16 protein-coding genes are annotated in these 21,032 nt (G+C 39.9%); 11 read left to right on the top strand and 5 right to left on the bottom strand.

Annotation, left to right across the window (positions count from 1 at the left end; translation table 11 throughout):
* Positions 1-76: 76 nt before the first annotated feature.
* The 11 genes from trpB to hisIE all read left to right on the top strand — a co-directional run bounded on the left by trpB (position 77) and on the right by hisIE (position 11,159).
* Positions 77-1,255 (top strand): tryptophan synthase subunit beta, encoded by a 1,179-nt coding sequence (trpB, locus tag ACFSKL_RS18400; protein WP_376888152.1) that lies wholly within the window; start codon positions 77-79, stop codon positions 1,253-1,255.
* A gap of 348 nt (positions 1,256-1,603) precedes the next feature.
* Entirely contained in the window at positions 1,604-2,383 is a 780-nt protein-coding gene (trpA, locus tag ACFSKL_RS18395) for a tryptophan synthase subunit alpha (RefSeq protein WP_376888150.1), read from the top strand.
* Positions 2,380-3,399: a 3-deoxy-7-phosphoheptulonate synthase gene (aroF, locus tag ACFSKL_RS18390; protein WP_376888148.1), complete on the top strand. Its 1,020-nt coding sequence runs from the start codon at positions 2,380-2,382 to the stop codon at positions 3,397-3,399. Before trpA ends, aroF begins: the two co-directional genes overlap by 4 nt.
* A 278-nt stretch (positions 3,400-3,677) precedes the next feature.
* On the top strand, positions 3,678-4,457 hold the full coding sequence (locus ACFSKL_RS18385) for a phenylalanine 4-monooxygenase (RefSeq protein ID WP_376888147.1): 780 nt from the start codon (positions 3,678-3,680) through the stop codon (positions 4,455-4,457).
* A gap of 452 nt (positions 4,458-4,909) precedes the next feature.
* Entirely contained in the window at positions 4,910-5,470 is a 561-nt protein-coding gene (locus tag ACFSKL_RS18380) for a helix-turn-helix domain-containing protein (protein WP_376888144.1), read from the top strand.
* A gap of 285 nt (positions 5,471-5,755) precedes the next feature.
* The gene (locus tag ACFSKL_RS18375) at positions 5,756-6,100 is read left to right on the top strand and encodes a cupin domain-containing protein (RefSeq protein WP_376888143.1); all 345 of its coding nucleotides are present in this window, start codon (positions 5,756-5,758) and stop codon (positions 6,098-6,100) included.
* Positions 6,101-6,610: 510 nt separating this feature from the next.
* Complete coding sequence (locus ACFSKL_RS18370) at positions 6,611-7,282, top strand: HEAT repeat domain-containing protein (RefSeq protein WP_376888140.1); 672 nt, start codon at positions 6,611-6,613, stop codon at positions 7,280-7,282.
* 166 nt (positions 7,283-7,448) lie between these two features.
* Positions 7,449-8,042, top strand: coding sequence for an imidazole glycerol phosphate synthase subunit HisH (gene hisH / locus ACFSKL_RS18365; protein ID WP_376888138.1), 594 nt, complete (start codon positions 7,449-7,451; stop codon positions 8,040-8,042).
* Between the two features lie 599 nt (positions 8,043-8,641).
* Entirely contained in the window at positions 8,642-9,355 is a 714-nt protein-coding gene (gene hisA / locus ACFSKL_RS18360) for a 1-(5-phosphoribosyl)-5-[(5-phosphoribosylamino)methylideneamino]imidazole-4-carboxamide isomerase (RefSeq protein ID WP_376888136.1), read from the top strand.
* Positions 9,356-9,526: 171 nt separating this feature from the next.
* The gene (hisF, locus tag ACFSKL_RS18355; protein WP_376888135.1) at positions 9,527-10,282 is read left to right on the top strand and encodes an imidazole glycerol phosphate synthase subunit HisF; all 756 of its coding nucleotides are present in this window, start codon (positions 9,527-9,529) and stop codon (positions 10,280-10,282) included.
* A gap of 268 nt (positions 10,283-10,550) precedes the next feature.
* The gene (gene hisIE, locus ACFSKL_RS18350) at positions 10,551-11,159 is read left to right on the top strand and encodes a bifunctional phosphoribosyl-AMP cyclohydrolase/phosphoribosyl-ATP diphosphatase HisIE (RefSeq protein WP_376888133.1); all 609 of its coding nucleotides are present in this window, start codon (positions 10,551-10,553) and stop codon (positions 11,157-11,159) included.
* Between the two features lie 63 nt (positions 11,160-11,222).
* Here hisIE and ACFSKL_RS18345 read toward each other — a convergent pair whose 3' ends face one another.
* The 5 genes from ACFSKL_RS18345 to ACFSKL_RS18325 all read right to left on the bottom strand — a co-directional run bounded on the left by ACFSKL_RS18345 (position 11,223) and on the right by ACFSKL_RS18325 (position 20,891).
* The gene (locus ACFSKL_RS18345; RefSeq protein WP_376888130.1) at positions 11,223-12,407 is read right to left on the bottom strand and encodes an ATP-binding protein; all 1,185 of its coding nucleotides are present in this window, start codon (positions 12,405-12,407) and stop codon (positions 11,223-11,225) included.
* Positions 12,408-12,634: 227 nt separating this feature from the next.
* Positions 12,635-15,055, bottom strand: a complete 2,421-nt coding sequence (locus ACFSKL_RS18340) for a TonB-dependent receptor (protein WP_376888128.1) — start codon at positions 15,053-15,055, stop codon at positions 12,635-12,637.
* 408 nt (positions 15,056-15,463) lie between these two features.
* Positions 15,464-17,905: a zinc-dependent metalloprotease gene (locus ACFSKL_RS18335; RefSeq protein ID WP_376888126.1), complete on the bottom strand. Its 2,442-nt coding sequence runs from the start codon at positions 17,903-17,905 to the stop codon at positions 15,464-15,466.
* A gap of 65 nt (positions 17,906-17,970) precedes the next feature.
* Positions 17,971-20,070 carry a helix-hairpin-helix domain-containing protein gene (locus ACFSKL_RS18330; protein WP_376888124.1) on the bottom strand — a complete coding sequence of 700 codons (2,100 nt, stop codon included), beginning with the start codon at positions 20,068-20,070 and terminating at the stop codon, positions 17,971-17,973.
* Positions 20,067-20,891: a PorV/PorQ family protein gene (locus ACFSKL_RS18325; RefSeq protein ID WP_376888121.1), complete on the bottom strand. Its 825-nt coding sequence runs from the start codon at positions 20,889-20,891 to the stop codon at positions 20,067-20,069. Before ACFSKL_RS18325 ends, ACFSKL_RS18330 begins: the two co-directional genes overlap by 4 nt.
* Positions 20,892-21,032 lie beyond the last annotated feature (141 nt).

Below are 21,032 nucleotides of genomic sequence, written 5' to 3'. Positions count from 1 at the left end.
TCATTGCAGGGATAAAAGATTAGCCAAGTAGATTTAATCGTAGAAAAATATAACACCGATCATAAATTATAAAAAAATGATTAAAGTTGACGAAAAAGGATTTTACGGAAAGTTTGGAGGGGCATACATCCCTGAGATGTTGCATCCAAATATTGAGGAGTTGAAAAACAACTATGAGCAAATAGTAGCTTCGGAGGAGTTTCAGGAGGAGTTTCAATCCCTGCTGAGAGATTATGTTGGGCGTCCTACACCATTGTATTTTGCGAAGCGGATGTCCGAAAAGTACGGAGCAAAAATCTACTTCAAAAGAGAAGACCTATGCCACACTGGAGCCCACAAAGTCAATAATACTGTAGGTCAAATTATCTTGGCAAAGAAACTCGGCAAAAAAAGGATCATTGCTGAAACTGGGGCAGGGCAGCATGGAGTAGCGACAGCCACAGTTTGTGCCTTGATGGGAATGGAATGTACAATCTACATGGGGGCTTTGGATATCCAGAGACAGCGCCCAAATGTAGAGCGGATGAAGATCCTTGGCGCAGAAGTAGTTCCTGCAACTTCCGGTAGCCAAACACTCAAAGATGCTACCAACGAAGCCATGCGTCAATGGATCAACAATCCCGTTGATACACATTATATCATTGGTTCTGTGGTTGGTCCACACCCTTATCCGGAGATGGTGGCGAGGTTTCAATCTGTGATATCAGAAGAGATCAAAAAGCAATTGTTGGAAAAAGAAGGGACAGAAAATCCCGATATTGTCATCGCTTGTGTTGGTGGAGGAAGCAATGCCGCCGGGGCGTTTTATCACTACTACAATGTACCTGAAGTAAGGTTGGTAGCAGCGGAAGCAGCAGGTTTGGGTATAAACTCCGGTAAATCAGCCGCAACCACAGTCTTGGGATCATCTGGTATTTTGCATGGAAGCAAAACATTGTTGATGCAGACAGAAGATGGGCAGGTTATCGAACCACATTCCATTTCGGCAGGATTGGATTATCCGGGAATCGGACCTGTGCATGCGCATTTGTTTGACATTGGAAGGGGGGAGTTTGTAGCAGTAGAAGACGAAGATGCCATGAAAGCAGGAATTGAGTTGAGTAGAATGGAAGGGATCATTCCAGCAATCGAAACCGCCCATGCCATCCATGCCCTTAACATGATCGAGTACAAAAAAGACGACGTCATCGTCATCAACCTTTCCGGAAGAGGAGACAAGGATTTGGATACTTATATTAAGTGGGGAGGGTATTGAGAAATAAGACACAAGATACAAGACAGGAGATTTGAGACACGAGAACCAAGAGGCGAGAAGCGAGATTATTCGAGATGCTGTCGTAAGTCACATGTCATATCGAACGAAGTGAAATATCTTCCCGCAATTCTGTGGGACAGACTCCTCACGGTCGATATAAGATACTCTCAATATTTTCTCTATTGTAGAAGTAGCTTGGATTTAACCCAAGTTAATTAATGTCTACTATTGGGATATCTTCACACGTAAGCTAATCTTCTAATCTTTATAACTATCAAACCAACCTTAAAACCTTCCAACTTTAGAACTAATCTTACAATTTTCTAATTTTAAAATCTTAGAATTCCAATGAACCGAATACATACATTATTTCAAAATAAAAAAGAGCGGGTATTGTCTATCTATTTCACGGCTGGATTCCCGGCTTTGGAGGATACTTTGCCGACTATGCAAGCCATCGAGGAAGCAGGGGCTGATATCATCGAGATTGGTGTTCCCTATTCAGATCCGATTGCGGATGGCCCTACTATCCAGGATAGCAATATGATTGCTTTGGAGAACGGGATGAGCTTGAAAAAGCTGTTCGAACAAATCAAAGACATGCGGCAATCCGTAAGTATTCCTGTTGTATTGATGGGGTATTTGAATCCCATTATTCAATATGGAATGGAAAGTTTCCTGCAGAAATGTAAGGAAGTTGGTGTCGATGGATTGATCTTACCGGATCTTCCGATGCAGCAATATTTGGATGAATTCAAGGGTTTGTTTGATCAATATGGCTTGAGCAATACCTTCCTGATTTCCCCACAAACCAGCGAGGCAAGAATCCGTGAAATAGATGAAAATTCAAATGGGTTTATCTATATGGTTTCTTCACATAGCATTACTGGTGCCAAAACCGGGATTTCCGAAGAGCAGGTTGCTTATTTCAAACGTGTCCAAGATATGGGGCTCAAGAACCCTCGATTGATTGGTTTCGGGATTTCTGATGCGGAGACATTTTCCAAAGCTTCTCAATATGGCAACGGAGCCATTATTGGCAGTGCTTTTATCAAAGTAGTCAAAGACAGCAAAAATCTTTCTGCTGATATCAAATCATACATTCAGTCTGTAACCCAAAAATCATGATCATACAATTAAAACAAGACATTAGCGATGCGCAAAAGGATTCCCTTATAGCGGAAGTAAACCAGATAGGATACAAAATCACTGAGGTGAAAACCCAATTGGGAGATTACTTGGTAGGGATAGGCAAGAAGGATTTTGATATCAGAAGAATTGGGAAAAAAGAGGGGATTGAAGATATCCATATCGTATCTGACGAGTATAAATTGGTTTCCAAAAAATGGAAGGTCAAACCTACATCCATTGATTTGGGAGATGGCATTTATATCAAAGATGGTGATATGGCTGTCATTGCGGGACCTTGTTCCATTGAATCAGAGGAGCAGATCAGAAAAGTGATTGCCCATTTGAAAGAGAATAACATCAAAATGATGCGTGGAGGGGTATTTAAGCCACGTTCTAGCCCCTATGCATTTAGAGGTTTGGGGATCGATGGATTGAAGTTATGGTATGATCTTGCCCAGGAAGCCGGGATCAAAATCGTGACTGAAGTGATGCAGGTTTCCCAGATAGAAGAAATGTATCCTTATGTGGACATTTATCAGGTAGGGGCGAGAAATACCCAAAACTTCAACTTGCTTGATGAACTTGGAAAAGTTGATAAAGCAGTGATGATCAAAAGGGGGATATCCGGAACCATTGAAGAGTTGCTGCAATCTGCTGAGTATGTTTTTTCGGGGGGGAATGAAAAATTGATCCTTTGTGAGAGGGGAATCAGAACCTATGAAAGGGCTAGCAGAAACACTTTGGACTTGAATGCCGTTCCTATTTTGAAAGCAAAATCCCATTTGCCTGTGATAGTAGATCCATCACATGGGATTGGGATCAGGGCTTATGTGCCACAGATGGCGCTTTCCGGTGTGATGTCAGGAGCAGATGGGATCATCTACGAAACACATGAGATCCCGGAGAAAGCATACTCTGATGGGCAGCAAACCCTGGATTTTGCCCAAAGCTCCCTTTTGGCTGAACAGATCAGAAAGACCTTCGCCTTAAGAAAGACGTTTGCACTTCTTTAGAAGAATGAATTGAATGCTTTATCTATCTGATTTAAAGATTGGATAAAGTACTATTTTGATAATAGTTATTAGGTTATCAGTTATCAGTATAGCTCAATTGATTGAAATTGCATGGCTTTTTGTAGAAAAAGTTATAATGATAGGAAGTTGATTATTCTTCACATTCAATTAAATCAGATTGAAGGAATTCATGAAATGCTTAAATTTGGATATTGGTAGGAGGAATGAAAGCAACTTGCAGTGAGCTTATAAGAACAGAAAAATATAACCCAAATATAATGAATAGCAAACCAAAAGATTGGGTCTTTACCGACCCTAGACTCAAACAGATGAAGCAAGATTATGCAGCATACACTGCCGAAGACTTCAAAGTCTGGAAAATCTTGTTTGAAAGACAGATTGTCAACCTTCCAAAAGCCGCTTCTATTGCCTACCTCGAAGGTATCAAAGAGGTGAACTTTACAGCAGATCGAATTGCTGATTTCGAAGATGTAAACAGAAGATTGGCGGATAGTACAGGTTGGGCGATTCAGGTAGTCCCGGGATTGATCGATGATGATCTCTTCTTTGGCTTGATGAACAACAAGAGATTCTGTTCATCCACCTGGCTCCGCAAGATGGAGCAGCTGGATTACCTCGAAGAGCCGGATATGTTCCATGACGCCTTTGCCCATATGCCTATGTTGACCAACCAACCTTATGTGGATTTCTTGGAAAATTTAAGTGGTTTGGCATTGAAGCATATTGAAAACAAATGGGCCATTGAAATCTTGTCCAGGATCTATTGGTTTACGATAGAATTTGGTTTGATTCGTGAAAATGGGGAAGTTAAGATTTATGGAGCAGGAATCTTAAGTTCGGCAGGTGAGACCAAATACAGCCTTTCCGATGAACCGGCACATCTGGAATATGATGTTAGGAAGATCATGAACACCCCATATTGGAAAGATAAATTCCAGGACAAATACTTCATCATCGAAAGCTACGAACAGCTTTACCAATCCTTACCGGAGATTGAAGCTGTATTGGAAGAAATGGTGGCAGAAGAAGCGAAGTGAAGTGAGCGGGAGGGAAGCGAGAGACAAAAACAGAGAATCAAAAGGTAAGAAACGAGAAGCAAGATTCAACCCCGATGTGCCTGCTTGGCATCAGACAGGGTTGAATCTTTCAATTTATTAGAAAAGTGTCAACTGTTTTCATGACATGACAAATTCTTGTTTCATCGTTCAGAGATCGAAATTAAAAAATGTCGAACTCCGAATGTCAAACATCGAATGATGAGTGACTGGGACGATTAGTGGATCATAGGGTTATGCTGGGAAAGAGCAGGCAAATTGAAATGGGAAGTAAAATTTGGGACAAAACACATATAACCCCAAGAAAAATAAGCTTTTCAATAAACGTATCGCTTAAATTTATCTAAATTGAAAGATGTTTTGCCTTAAGTTCAATCAAGCTTGAATTTTACCTTGGATATTGATGAAAACATTCCGAATCAAAATAATGAAACATGAAAATATTCATTCAATATATGGTAAGTCTTCGATGCAAGTTGCTGGTAAAATCAGAGCTGGAGAAATTAAAAATAAAATATAAATCTGTTGAACTTGGGGAAGTGCTCCTTTACAAAAACATTACAGTTGCCAAAAGGGAAAAACTGAAAAAGGAATTGCATAAATCTGGCTTGGAGTTGATGGATGACAAAAAGGCTATGCTGATCGAAAAGATCACCAATGTAATTGTTGAGATGGTGCATTATTCTGATGAATTGCCCAAAGTGAATTTTTCCGTTTTTTTAAGTGAGAAATTGGGGATTGAGTACCATAAGCTTGCCGAGACTTTTTCCAAAACAAAAGGCATTACAATAGAGCATTTTATAATTATACACAAAGTAGAGCGGATCAAGGAACTGATAATCTATGATGAGCTGAATCTAACCGAGATTTCTTACTTGATGCATTACAACAGTATATCACATTTGTCAAAGCAATTCAAACAAGTGACGGGTTTGACTCCAACTTTTTTTAAGTCCCTTACCAAAAGACAGCGCTTCAATTTGGAAGATCTTTAGTGTTCAATGCAATTTTTCCAACAAATTATACAAGAATCATTTTTAATTATATAATGCTTTTGAGCGCATTTAATCCCACCTTTATTTTATATCAAAGGTTATTTTCCTGAAGCATATATATCAAGAAATAAAGGTTGCTGTGTTCAATAGGGATTTTAACCGCCGAAAAATTCCCGCTAAAGAATGCTTCCTTTGATTCTGGATCTTTTGAAAACATAGGTAAGGAGGATTTATGCAAGTTTGGTCATTCTAAAAATACCTATATCAACTTCTAAAAACATAGACATGAAAAACAATGAAGTGCTGGAAAAAGGCAAAGTACACATCATCATCGAAATCATTGAATATATCCCAAATGCAGTGGTTAGTAAGACAATTATAAAAAAAACCACGGGGAACATTACAGCAACTTCAATGGCATTGGGGGAAGAGTTGGGTGAGAAAACCACTCCCTTTGATACCTATGTTCAGATCATCGATGGAGCAGCCGAAGTGGATATAGAAGGAAAAACAATCTATCTGAACCTGGGAGAGGGAATCGTCATCCCGGCACATGCCAAACATAGCTTTACTGCCAATGTACAATTCAAGATGATCACTACGGTCATCAAAAGTGGATATGAGGAATGATAAAAGCAATGCTGAACCAAATTGTTTTAAACCATACATAGGAGTTTATAGAGTTGGTATTGAATGATTTAAAGTTGACCATGGAACTGAGTCTACCTTGGGTTAACATGATGGGAAGTTTGTCAATTAATAAGACGGATGGATTTTGTGGTAGGAGTGGAAATCCTTTCTGCCAAAGTGGGGTTGGAAGGGCTAAATAATCCTGCATTTCCGATTTTGTAAATGATTTCGAAGAATATTATTTGGTGGATGTTGCTGTTTTTCCAGCAATGGATTGTGTGGCTTCTATTTTTAAAAACTATCTTTAACCAAAGATTGCAAAATGTTTTAACCTTTGGTATATTATGACCGGACTGCTTGAAAAGCCTTCTTAGTCAGTAGGGTTGTGTCTGTTAAAGTGACTTTTTCGCACTGTTTTTCCACAATATTGTGGGATTGTTATCGAAAAGAACCTGATATTTCCACTCTGCCCAGATTATGCTACACGAAACCAGCGTTAAACAGCAAAATATGAATGTTTTAAGATTCTTGACTATCCAAGTTTTACTTTTTGTATTAGTTAGTTGCAATTATTCCCATAAATCAAGTAGAACATCAGAGGAAGTTGTGATTACTTGGGACGGTGTGGATACAGTGCTATATGTAAATAAAACTGTAGTTGATGATCCGAAGTTAAAGAAAGAAACTGTAAAGAAAATGGGATTTGATCCAAATCTGGCCGAAATAGCCAAGACTGAAAAAGACCCTGAGGTTAGAAAACTTGCAGTAAGTAAAATAACATTTGAACCAACTTTGGCAGAGATAGCAAAAACCGATAAAGATCCTGAGATCCGTAAATTGGCAGTGGGAAAAATGACGTTTGAACCAAGTTTGGCAGAAGTAGTCAAGATTGAAAAGGATCCTGAGGTTAGAAAACTTGCAATAAGTAAAATAACATTTGAACCAATTTTAGCGGAGATAGCAAAAAGTGATAAAGATCCGGAGATCCGGAAATTGGCAGTAGGGAAGATGACGTTTGAACCAAGTTTGGCAGAAGTAGCCAAGACTGAAAAAGATCCTGAGGTTAGAAAACTTGCAGTAAGTAAAATAACATTTGAACCAACTTTGGCAGAGATAGCAAAAAGCGATAAAGATCCGGAGATCCGCAAATTAGCGGTAGAAAGGTTAAGCCAATTGGATTAATAATCAAGACAAACCATCAAGAACTTCAAAATAATCGTAGATCAGGAAGAATAATTTTTAAATTTGCAATCTTATAATTTAAGATTTAAAATTCAGGTTTTTCGTTCGGTACGACCGATATCTATATTTCAATCTGAATTCTGCAATCTTCAATCTAAAATCCAAAATGCAAGTAGCAGTCATTAAATACAATGCGGGGAATGTTCAGTCGGTTCTCTATGCACTAGAGAGACTGGGAGCGGAGGCTATCTTGACAGATGACCTAGCGCAAATCTCAAAAGCCGATAAGGTGATATTCCCAGGACAGGGAGAGGCAAGTACTGCGATGAGATACCTGAAAGAAAAGCAACTAGACCAATTGATCCCCAACCTCAAGCAACCTTTCTTTGGGGTTTGTCTTGGACAGCAATTGCTCTGCGACCATTCCGAAGAGAATGATACTCCTTGTTTGGGAGTGTTTCCTGTCAAAGTAAAAAAGTTCATCCCTGAAAATATAGCAGATTTCAAAGTCCCCCATGTTGGTTGGAACAATCTGACCGAACTCAAAACCCCACTTCTGAAAGGGCTCAACGATGAGTCATTCGTATATTATGTTCACAGCTATTATTGTGAACTCAGCGAATTTACCATCGCCACAACCAACTATGTGCATGACTTCGCAGGATTGATGCACAAAGACAACTTCTACGCCATGCAAGCCCATCCAGAAAAGAGTGGGTTGGTAGGAGAGAGGATTTTGAAGAATTTCCTGAGTTTGTAGCAGTACAAAGTACGATGTACAAAGAAACGAGAGACTAGAAACGAGATGCGAGACGAAATGTCAAGAAACGAGAAGCGAGAAACAAGACAGGTAGGCAAGAGACATAAGTGTGTCTACGACTACGTCACCTCGACGGCAGGAGAGGTCTCTTTACTTGGACTAAGAAGCATTTAAGAGGATTGAAACAAAAGTAAAACAATAAGAAAAAGTGTCAAGTAAAATCAGGATGTGACAAGATATAAGAATACAAGACTTGAGATTCAAGACAGGTAGGCAAGAGACATAAGTGTGTCTACGACTACGTCACCTCGACGATAGGAGAGGTCTCGTCCCGATTATGGTCAATGAAGTGGAAAAATGAAGTATATGTATAAATTTCAGTTCGAGATTTCTCTCTACTGCCTCCCAAATGTGAGGTAAATTCGAAATGACGAAATGACCACCAAGTCACCTCGATCCCGAAAGCATCGGGAGAGAGGTCTCCCAATCTTAAAACTTTCTAACCTTCCAACAATCTTGTAATTTTAAAATCCGCCACGGCGGACAAGTTCTTCCAATTTTCAAATCCACCAATCTAAAATCATAAATCTACCCTCAAAATGTACATCATACCCGCAATAGACATCATAGGAGGCAAGTGTGTCAGACTTACCCAAGGCGATTATAATCAGAAGAAAGAATACCACGACAGCCCATTGGAAATGGCCAAAAGGTTCGAGGATGCAGGAATCAAGAGATTGCACTTGGTGGATTTGGATGGTGCCAAAGCCAAGAAAATTGTCAATAGGGAAGTTTTAAAATCTGTCACTTCTGGGACTTCACTTCAAGTGGATTTTGGAGGAGGAGTACAGTCTGATGAAGATATAGCCTTGGCATTCGAGTTGGGAGCGCATCAGTTGACAGGTGGAAGTATAGCTGTGAAAAACCCAGAGATGTTTGAATCATGGATAGCAAAATATGGAGGTGAGAAGATTATTTTGGGAGCAGATGCAAAGGATAGGAAAATTGCAATTTCAGGTTGGGAGGAAACTACGTCCATGGATTTGATTGATTTTATCAAAAACTACCATGCCAAAGGGATCAGCTATGTGATCTGTACAGATGTAGCCAAAGACGGTTTGCTTCAGGGACCATCAGTGGACTTGTACAAAGAGATCCTCCAAGAAATCCCAAACATCAAACTGATCGCCAGCGGTGGTGTCTCCAATGTCAAAGACCTCGAAGAACTCCAGAAGACAGGTGTTTACGGAGCCATAGTAGGAAAAGCCTACTACGAAGGAAGAATCAGTCTTGAAGAGCTAGCGGCTTTTTGAGAGAAGAGACATGAGACGTTAGATATGACATGTAAGATTTTAAAAAAGAATGTCAACTTTCCAACAATCTTCCAATCTCCTAATCTCGCGTAAGCTAACTTTACAACTTTACAACCTTACAACTTTCAAACTTTCCAACAATCTTCTAATCTTTCAATTCCCCAATCCAAAATGCTAACAAAAAGAATCATCCCCTGCTTAGATATCAAAGATGGCCGCACGGTCAAAGGAGTCAATTTTGTGGAATTAAGAGATGCAGGAGACCCTGTGGAACTTGCTAAAATATACTCCGATGAAGGGGCAGACGAATTGGTGTTTTTGGATATCACAGCGACTGTGGACAAGCGAAAGACATTGGCAGAACTCGTGACCAAAGTAGCAAAAGCCATCAATATCCCATTCACAGTGGGAGGAGGAATCTCTACTGTGGAGGATGTGAAAATTTTGCTGAATGCAGGGGCAGATAAAATCTCTATCAACTCCGCCGCAGTAAAAAATCCGAATATTATCAATGAAATGGCACTTGAGTTTGGGAGCCAATGCATTGTGGTAGCCATTGATACAAGAAGTGTTGATGGAATTGATTTTGTACATACCCATGGTGGCAGAAAACCAACGATCCTAAAAACCCAAGCCTGGGCACAGGAAGTCTGCGAACGAGGCGCTGGGGAGATCCTCCTGACCTCCATGGATCACGATGGTACAAAAGCAGGTTTTGCCAACGAAATCACCGCTGAAATATCCAGCATGCTTTCCATCCCGGTAATCGCATCAGGAGGAGCCGGAAATATGGAACATTTCAAAGATGTGTTTACCTTTGGAAAAGCAGATGCCGCTTTGGCTGCAAGCATTTTCCATTTCAAAGAAATTCCAATTCCAGAATTGAAGACCTATCTTAGCGGGGAAGATATTGCGGTTAGAAAATGAGATTTGAGATTTGAGACATGAGAAACTAGAAACTAGAGACGAGAAGCGAGAAAACGAGTCAAAGGGCAAGGTCAAAGAAGAATCAAGAGACAAGAATCAAGATGCAAGACAGAGGCAGAGAGAGGCGAGAAGCTAGAAATGAGATAACGAAGATGCAGTCAACCCCGAATGGGGTTTAACCATGAGTAGCCCCGTGTGAAACACGGTGGTAAATAAATTCAAATCCCATTAAACCCACGACCCTAAAGGGGTCGAATTCTAGATAAAAATGAACAAACTGAAAATAGATTTCGAAAAAGTAGATGGCCTTGTGCCTGCGGTAATTCAAGATGCAGACTCTAACGTAGTTTTGATGTTAGGCTACATGAATCAAGAAGCTCTGGACATCACATTGGATACCAAAAAAGTAACATTTTTCTCTAGGACCAAAAACAGGCTTTGGACGAAGGGGGAAACTTCTGGTAATTTCCTCAATGTCGTTTCCTTGACTGTGGATTGTGACAATGATACCGTCTTGGTCAAAGCCAGACCAGTTGGCCCTGTTTGCCATACAGGTGACGATACCTGTTTTTCCGAAGAAAATAGAAGCAAGACCTTCTTCATCGATGAACTTAGGGCCATCATCAAAGACCGCAAAAACAATCCTACCGATAAATCCTACACCACTTCCCTTTTTGCCAAGGGCATCAATAAAGTAGCCCAAAAAGTAGGGGAGGAAGCCGTGGAGATCGTGATCGAAGCCAAAGATGACAACAAAGAGCTTTTCATGGGTGAAGCAGCAGATTTACTCTATCACTACTTAGTGCTATTGGAAGCAAAAGGGTACGAGCTGGATGAAGTCATGGATGTGTTGATTGATAGGCACCAGAAGAAATAGGTTGTGGGTATCAGTGATTGGTTATTGGTTGATTAGGTTAATTGAAAATCAAACAGCCAATATCTAATACAACATGCCAAACAGCCATAATGGAATTTTACTTCCTGCGCCACTTTTAATGCCATCTGCAGCAATAAAAGCGTTTGGAACTCCTTCGATTTGGTGTTTGGTTTTTGTAGGACCACCTACTTCGAAAACGTACTTGCTATCTACCATAAAATCTCCAAATTTTGGTGAAGTGATATGATGATTCACCTGAACTTGATTCAAAAAAAATGTCTCCCTTATATTTCCCGAATTGGTATGGTTGGAGGAAATTGCGTAGGCGAGGTTCGTGTTTTGAAGGTAAATTTTTTCAGGTTTTTGTAAATAAGAAACACCCTGAGTAGATGATCGTAGCAGGTTTAGGATTTGAGCTTGTTCCAGTAAGTCTAATGTTTTCAAAATCGTATTTCTAGAGACCTCCAGTTTTTCTGCTATTTTGCTGATGTTTGGTATAAATGGAACCGATTCACTGATGATGAAAATCAGTTTCTTCATATTTTTGATCGTCTTGTGTGTTAGTTCCTCAAAAGGCGCTATATCCATCTCCAAGACCAAATTTGTAATCTCCAAAAGTCTTGCCTTGTACAAGTCTTTTCCTTCTTGATAAAATGGATAATAGCCAAACTCTAGATACTCTTGGAAAAGTGACAGGATGTCCACCTGATCAGAAAGCTTTTCAGCGATTTTCTGATGATCATCAAGTAGGTCTTTCAAACCCAATTCGGGAAAATTGAAGTCTTTTTCTAAATTAATAAATTCCCTAAAGGAAAGTCCTGCAAGGTGATAGACAGCAGATCTTCTGGATAGATCGGCTTTTCCTTTGCTCAATTCCAAAATGGAAGAACCAGAAACGATAAACTTGGAATCGGGATAATTGTCATAGATAGTCTTCAGATCAGACGACCAATGTGCATATCTATGAACTTCGTCCAAGTAGAAATTACGATAGCCATCCAGATATAATTGCTCTATAAGTTCTACTAATCTATTTTCTTCAAACCAGTAATCATCCAAACTTAGGTAAATTGATTTGACATTGCTTTCATGCATATGCTGGAGCATAAGCGTAGTTTTCCCAGTCCCTCTATGACCTAATATCACAATGAGTCTTTGTGTCCAATCAATTTTGCCACTTAAATATCTTTTGAATTTTGGAGGCGTGGCTATCAGCTTCCTCCTAGACATTTCAATTAACCTTTCCATTTTGTTTTCTCAATAAAACAAAAATACAAAATGTTTTATAGATAAAACAAAAATTAAAATTGTTTTTTACAGAAAACAATTTTGAAATTAAAATGGATATAGGGTAAATATTACTATTTGTTTTTCAAAAAGAGAAATTATGATAATCACTCTCCTTTCTCCAGTAAGGCAGATTTGTCCTGTAAAGACTTGGTGATATCGATTAAAGGGAATAAATATCCTCCCATCTAAAACCTATAACTATACCCCAATCTAAAAACCTGCGTTTCAAAATAATCATTTGACCTTAGGGTGAAATTATTTCCCTCTAATCGGTACCTGATGATCAGGGTGTTGAAAATGTCGCTTGCATTGAAGAATAGTTCTCCATTTCCATCTTGGATTTTCTTGTTGATGCCACCATCGATATGATAGCGTGCAAGGATTTTGCCTTGGGGTACGATATCGGGAGCGAGATAGATCGCACTCAATTGGATGTTTAGGCTATTTGCAAGCTTGAAAAGGCCATTGATTTTTACATTTCCTGTAATTGCACTTTCTTCATTTCTGCTGAATGTGATATCGGTAGGGTAGGCATTCTCAAGCGAAAATGCACCGATTCTATTTTGATACACATTTGTATTTGCATTCAAGGTGAGTTTTTCTCCGATTTTTTGGGAAAGTACCAGCTCCACACCCGAGTTCCAGCCTCGGTCAGCATTTTGATCTATCGTAACCAATCTATTTGATCCGGGAATTTCAGTTGTGATCCTCGTCAGGATATTGGTGGATGCCCTGTGGTAAATAGCACCATAGAAATATCCAAGGTCATAAGATTGCTTGTAGCCTACTTCTACAGATTGGGTAAATTGAGGTACCAGTGTAGGGTTACCAATGCTGAGGATTTCTGGATCTGCGTAAGTTGGGAAAGCCCTCAGGTTTTTTTCTTCGGGTCTATCCACTCTTCGGTTGTAGAAAACGCTAAAATTGCTTTGTGGATTGATATTGTAAGTAGCTCTCAAGCTAGGGAAAGGTTCAAAATAATCAAAACCTGAACTTTCAAATACAGCATGGTTTGGATCTACCAAATAGTCAACTTTCACATATTCCACCCTTAGTCCAGCTTCCAATTCCCAATTGTTTTTTTCGTAGATGTAATTTCCATAGACAGCCGAAAGCCATTCTTGATACTCAGCACTCCCAGCAAGTCCCGGGTCTAATATTGAGTTGTTCCCTGGACTGAAGGTGATTAGGTTTGGGAAAACTCTCGCCCTTTGCTTTGTGCCTAATTCCATTCTACCAGCACGAAGTGGTTTTTGGTAATCTAAAGTAAGGTCGTAGATATTCTCATCTGCAATCAGGGCAGTTGTGTCAGTTCCTACAAAGTCCAATTCTTCATTGGTGAAGAAAAATACCTCATCTTTTCTTCGGAAAGAGTAATTGAAAGCGGAAGTAAGGTGATGACCTGGCTGCTTGAAATTATACCGGTGGGTAATTGAAGCAAATAAAGTTTGATTGACTTCATTTTCAAAATATTCCCACAAGCGTTGTCTTTGATCTGTCACGGCATTTTCATAGAGAATATCACCCAGGTCGGTATATTCCCTGTAGTTGAATAATCCGGAAAATGTGATCGAATGCCTTTCGTTTGGATTCCAGTCAAAACCGGTTTTTAGATTATAGATCGGTTGGGTTCTGTTCTCGATATACTGTTGGCGGATTTGTGTGCCATCATCAAACACTCGGTCTGTAAATTCGCTTTTCATCATTTGTTTGTGCCAAAGTACATCCCCTTGAAAAAACACATTGATGCTTCCTTTTCTATAATTGAGAGATGCGGATGGATTGAGTTTCGGCGTAAATCGATACTGGTCTCTTAGGCCAGCTAAGCTTTCCCTTTTCTCTATCAAATTTCCAAGTCCACCGATCATTCCTACTTTACCATTCCAACCTTCTTCTTTTTCTTTTTTGAAAATAATATTGATCACACCTGCATTTCCTGTAGCATCGAATTTGGATGATGGATTGTTGATGATTTCTATTTTTTCAATAGATGAAGCAGGGAAATTTTCCAAACCTGATTGTGCACCAATACCTGTGATTGCCGTTTGTTTTCCATCCAAAAGTATGGCGACTTTATCACTGCCACGGAGAAAAACCGTCCCATTCTGATCTATCGTGATTCCGGGAAGGTTTTGAAGCGATTGCAATACAGATCCGCCCAATTGACTGATGTTATCTTCCAGTGTAAAGGTTTTTTTGTCTAAAGCTGAAGCTACTTCCTCCCTCTGACCAGATACGATTACTTCTTGCAATTCCTCCGAGTTTTCTGAAAGCAGTATAGTTCCCAAATCAAGGTAATCACTAAGGCGACCTACTTCAAGGCTGTTGGATTTTAAGTTGTAACCAACATAAGAATAATTGATGATGTACTTACCGGATTTGATTGCGGGAAGCGTAAATCTACCCTCATCATTGGAAACAGTTCCCGACACAAAGCTGCTATCGGAAGAAGATAACACAAAGATATTGACATAAGCCAAAGGTGATTTGTCCTTTTCATCCTTTATCATTCCAGAGACTATGACGTTTTGTGCAAAGTTTTGCGTGATCGTAAGGGCAAAAATAACAGTAAAAACGGTTAGGAATTTCCAGTAATTTGATATCATTCAATTCTTATTTACAGGTCATATTTATTTCTTCAAAAAAAGTAAAAGGCAACCTACTCGGTAAATCCCGTACTTAATTTATGTAAAATTAAGTTATGATTTTGAAGAAATATAGAATGTGAACTTAATACCGTTAAATAAGAAACGAGACCTGGCAGGTTTAAATCTTTAATGCCTCACTCCGGGGGGGGAATCCCTCGCTTTTAGGCTAAGACTTTAGTGTTTTTTTTCTTTGTGAACTTAGTGTTTTTACTTTGTGATCATTGTGGTAAAAATTAAAACCACTAAGACCACAAAGTTTTTCACAAAGAACACTAAGTCTCGGATGCACTTTAGTCACTTTTCGGCGAAGCCAAACCTATCGGTATTTAGCCAAAACATCTTAGTGAAATCACAAGAAACTGCCGATCAATAATCAAAATCGCAACTCATATCATCAGATCCAATCGGAGCTCCATCTGGGACGCTGATAGTCTGTGGAGCACTTATTTCCTCTGTTAAATTAAAGTATGCGGTTATTTTTAATTGCAAGAAATTTTTGTGATTGTTTCCTATGTTTCTTTCTTTGTGGTTATATTTATTTGGATTCAATTCGTTGATTCTAATGTCACTTAACAAAGCTCTAGCTTCTGATTTGACCAAAGAACTAGCTCTTGAATCTTTTGCCAAATTGATCAATTGATCTATCAATTTGTTTTGAATCATCAAACTGATCTGGTTTTCATATTCATTGTTTGAAACAATATGGAAGGCAGCAGATCTGATTTTTTCAAATATCCTTCCAAGTGATGGCAATGTACTATCAAAGGCACTTTGTTGTATGATTCTATTTGCCCGAGCTGCATCAAAAAGAAAACCAAATGTCATGTCAACCATATTTTCCGCAGGAGCTATAGGGTCAAAGTTGGGGCCTGTTCTGGATGGGAAAGTTTCCCGATTTCTTCCATATCCCATTGGTCTTGGCGGGATCAAATCGATAACGTGATCTGGTAATGCCAGATTTTCTGGACTGATTACATGGATAAGTGCCTCAAGAGCCTCTGTTTGGGATTTGGCATCTAGCCTGCTTTGTTTTCTCTGATTATCTCCTTTGACTTTATAGGTGTAATCAACTCCTCCTATGAGCTTTGAAGTTGCTTCTACTTGGTAGCGGTGCATCAAGTACAATGGTGCCAAGACTTCCTCCGCCAATGCTTCAGGTGTATTTTCTTCGATGGTATTCAGCCCAAATGTGCTGAGCTTTGCTTTCCTGATCTTCATCATTCTTTCAAGCTCTTTGGTGGCAGAAGTGCCATTGTCCCAAAGATGTGCTTGTGGATGGCTACCACTTGAATTTCTCGAATCTGAATCGGAAATAAAAGTATGTCCTGCGGCATAAGTATCTTCCAGCAATTTGTTCAAATAGGCTTTTTCATCTTGACCTGATGGAATTACATCATATCCGTATCTGATTGCCCATTTGTCCCAATCCCCGATCTTGTCATCATAAGCTTTGGAAAAGTCCAGATTTCCATCATCGTCCATGGTGATGTATGGGTATGGGTAATCCATCACAGAAGCCCTTTCGGTAGGAGAGGATGCATAGCTGTGCGCCAGTCCGATGGTGTGGCCGATCTCATGGGCAGAGAGCTGCCTCAATCTAGCCAAGGCCATTTCCAGCATTTTTGGATCTTTTGGTTTTCCATCTTCAAATGGCTGCAAAAGCCCTTGGGCAATCAAATAATCCTGTCTAACCCTCAAAGATCCCAAACTCACATGTCCTTTGAGGATTTCCCCTGTTCGAGGATCTCTTACGGATGCGCCATAAGACCAGCCTCTCGTAGATCGATGAACCCACTGGATGACATTGTAGCGGATATCCATTGGGTCGGCACCTTCCGGCATCAATTCCACCCTGAAGGCATCTTTGAAGCCAGCAGCCTCAAAGGCTTCATTCCACCAATTCCCGCCTTCTATCAAAGCACTTCTCACAGGTTCTGGTGTACCCCTATCCAAATAATAGACTATCGGTTCCACAGCCTCAGAAAGTGTTGCAGTAGGATCTTTCTTCTCCAATCTGTGACGGGAAATAAACTTCTTCTCCATCGGCTCTCCGATGGCTGATGTGAAATCCAAATAGTTGATATGGAAATATCCCGCTCTGGTATCAAATTCCCTTGGCTTGTATTGGTCGTCGGGAAGCTCGATAAATGAATGTCTTTGTCTCACGGTGACTGCTTCTGGAGACGGTGTTACCGATCTAATATATCCTCCAGCGGGCGTTCCGGTGACTGTAATGATGGCTTCCACTTCTGTATTTTGCGGGAAATTCTTAATCATAGGTTCATGAATGGCACTTCGGGAATTGTCTAATTTATAGCTTCCTTGCCTAGCAGAGCCAAGTTTTTCCGCAACTTGATGTGCATCCTGCAAATAGAAATTAGTAGCATCTACAATGTATTTATCACCATCTTTTTTGTTGATTTCAAAACCCCAAAGTACAGACTCTGCAAAAGCATCTATGACAGATTTTACTTCATCTGGATTGTCACTGAATGCCCTGAAGTCATAATTTACATGTACTAGTAGAAGCTTGTTGCCAGCTTTTCTAAATTCTACAACTCTCGTCCGACCCAATTGTCCCCGGTCTAGCCCTATGTCATTGGAGCCAACTCCGGCAGGAAGGGAATTGACATAAAGAAACTCTTGGTTCAGTTTTTCTATTTCCAAGTAGATTTTCCCTTTGTCATCATCCAAATAGAAATTAAAGAAACCTTCTTTTTTGTTCAATTTCGAAAGGTCCAGTTGCTGTGCATAACTGCTGATCAGGAGGAAAAACAATGCGGGAATCAGTAAATAGATTTTTTTCATAAACTTCAATTTTTCAACCATTAAGATACAAAATGAAGAAGTGCTTCATTTACCGATTATGGAAATTATCTGTTAAATTGATACCTGAGTTGAAAAATAGCCTCTGTTTGCCGATTTCCTTCGATTGTCTGAAGTCCAGAGCCTATGCTTTCCCTATCTGTATAGATTGTTCTGGAAAATCTTGCCCAAATGGTTAATTTTGGGTTCAGTCTGTATTGGGCAAGTGTGTAGTAGCGCATTCCCTGGCCTTGAAGTGCAGGGATGGAGAATGCCCACAAGACATTCCTTTCATAGATGTATTGACGGTTGTCGTAATCGTCGGTTTCAAAGAGTACGAATCGGGTCGAGATTCTCCATTTTTGGTAGTCTGCATTCAAGTCTTGACTGATGGCAAAACCTTTTGTGATTTGACTGTCAAAATCAAACCTGCTTCCCATCACCCTTGATTTGAGACTCCAGTTTTCATTGATTTTATAATCCAAATTGATCACATAGTTCCATTTTTTTCCTTGGCTTAGTTGATAAGTTGACTGGAAAGGTCGGGTTTCACTGACATTTCTTGCTTTGGATTCTTCCCTGAATTGGATAAAGAGCAAGGTCGTTTTTGATGGTCTGTAGGAGAATCTTGTTAGCCATTCATGACCTTGGGAAGGAGCGTATGTTCTGAATTTTATCCAAGGGAACTTGAATTGATCGTAGTAGATGGACCAATTGTACCGGGTGTTAGGACGGAAATTTAAGCCCATATAGATCCCTCTTTCATTGATTGGTCGGGTATTTTCAGAAAATGCATTGCCGTAGAATGTGTGGAAGTTCCTGTCGAATTTCCTCCAAAGCAAAGAGAAATCAATATATCTTCCCAGACTACTCATCATACCCAAAACCGATCCATATCCGCCACTTTTGGAACGGGCAGTTTCCCCAAACAGATAGTAGTTTTGCAAGTTGTAGGAAAAATATAGACTTTGGATATAATTCTGCTGACCAGAAAATTCAAATTGATTGTAGACCTGGGGATTTCTTTGGAAAGTTTGGCTGTAGGATGTAAACAATGTATTGGTTCCAAGTTGTAGCTGTTTGTTTCGGTGTGTGTATTGTATATTCCCTCCCAAGTTGCGCTCTCTTACCTGGTCTTTGTAGGCAATTTCGGTGGGTGTCCTGTGTAAGCCTGAAAGTTGAAGGGATGATATGATCAATTCTTCTTGGTCTAAAGTGTCAAGGATGGCTTGGACGTTCCCATCCCTTGGGGCATGGGAAAGTAGTAAGCTTGCCTCCAACCCCCCATGCTTGTACGTTGCACCTACTCCTCGGAAGAATCCAAATTCCATAGCTCCAGTATATGGTCTCAGTCCAATGCTGCTTCTCCGTACTGTTGTGATGGTTTCTGCTCCTTTGCCAACCGAAAAGCCCGCTCCATATACCAAACCTTGCCCAAATTGAGCTTGAAAATCACCTACCGTGATTGTTTTCCATCTGTTTTGGTTATACAGGGTAAAATGATAGGACAAAAAGTTGAAGCCATACCTTTTGGTATTTGGATCCCAGATGAATTGTTCTCCAGGGTCTTTGTCTATGGTAAAACCCAAGCTGAAATCCTTGCTGTGCTGAATCCTGAATCGGGCATACAGGTTGTTCGGATCTCCCATATAGCGGCTTGTCAACCGCCCATTGCTTAATGTGTCTGGAGGGGTAAATCCCCTACGTGTTTCCAAAACCCTGTTTTGTCGAAATATAAAATAGGCATCCCTTTCCTTCGTGATTCTCTCCCAAAGTGGGCGATTGCTTGATTCCGATCTATCATCCAATGTGACAAAAGGAATGATCTTGTAGATAGTCTCCAAGTCAAATCCCGGAATAGCTTGCAGTTCATAGATTGATATCAAGTCACCGAAAGCTTTTTTGTATTCAAAGAAAGAATTGATTTGGTAGGGGTTCAGGATGTAGATAGACTTTAATTCTTCGGGATTGGTTTTGTTGAGGTGGATGGGGTTGAGAAAGAGCTGTAGCAAACCTTCGTACATGTTTTCGTAGTCGTCCTCATCTTGTTGCATTGCAAAAAGCTCTTCGATCAACTTCTCTATATTGATTTCATTTTTCCTGTATGTTTGGGCATTTACCAATGTAAAATGAAAAAGGATTAGATATGTAAACCACCATTTTTTCACTTTTTGAGAAATAAATATCCAAATGAAAAGTGGTGTGTATTTCCCAAATATTGATTTTGGGTCATTGCATAATCGATGGTGAAATTTCTTGGACGGAATCCTATTCCAAAGAACAGATTGCTGGGATTGGTATTGAAGCCACTCCTCATCCACAGTTTATCCAACAAACTGTATTCAATCCCTAGTTTGATCAAGGGGTCCAATAGGATATCTTTTTCTGCTTCAATGTTTACCATCAATTTTTCCGAAGGCCTATAGGAAATCCCTGATCGGACTACTGTGGGCAGCCGATCAATGGCTTGTCCACCCAGTTTGGAATTGGTCAGGTTGAAGATGTGTGCTCCAAAAAATAGGTTTGGTCCTAATTCTGCCATTCCACCAAATTCCACAACAGGCCTTCCTGATCTGCCAAATCCCTCGATGTTGGTTTGGAAATAATTGACCTTGACGCCAAGGCTGGCTATCCCAAGTTGGTTTGATATGCCTATCCCAAGATTTTGTTGGTTGAAATGCTCTCCACCATAACTGGAAGCACAGATCCCATATCGGAGCTTTTCGGTGTTGATAGCTACTCCGGCAGCAAGGGTAGTCAGTTCGTTGAGGTTGAACCTATGGTCGTAACCAACCATAACACCGGATTCTGTAAGTCTTCCCAATGCTCCGATATTATTGAATATTGCCCAAGAATCTGAAATGGTGAGGTTGACATTTCCCATACCCATGCTTCTGGCTCCACGAGGAAGTGTTTCGATGCCATTTTGGGCCTTCAGGCTCAGGCTTGGCAAACTGATTAAGAATATCAAAAACCAGATTCTAACCATGTGACAAAAAATTAAAGCTGAAAACAGTTTTTACAATTTAATTTTTATCAAGTAAAAAGTAAAGAGCCTAACCGAACTTAAACGTTTAATATATCAAACTTGGAGGATGTCCCATCTTTTGGCTTGATGCTTTTTTCTTGA

The sequence above is a fragment of the Belliella marina genome, from assembly GCF_042682445.1.
Taxonomy (GTDB): domain Bacteria; phylum Bacteroidota; class Bacteroidia; order Cytophagales; family Cyclobacteriaceae; genus Belliella; species Belliella marina.
The sequence above is the reverse complement of the archived record's forward strand: the minus strand, read 5'-3'. Positions and strand labels throughout refer to the sequence as shown.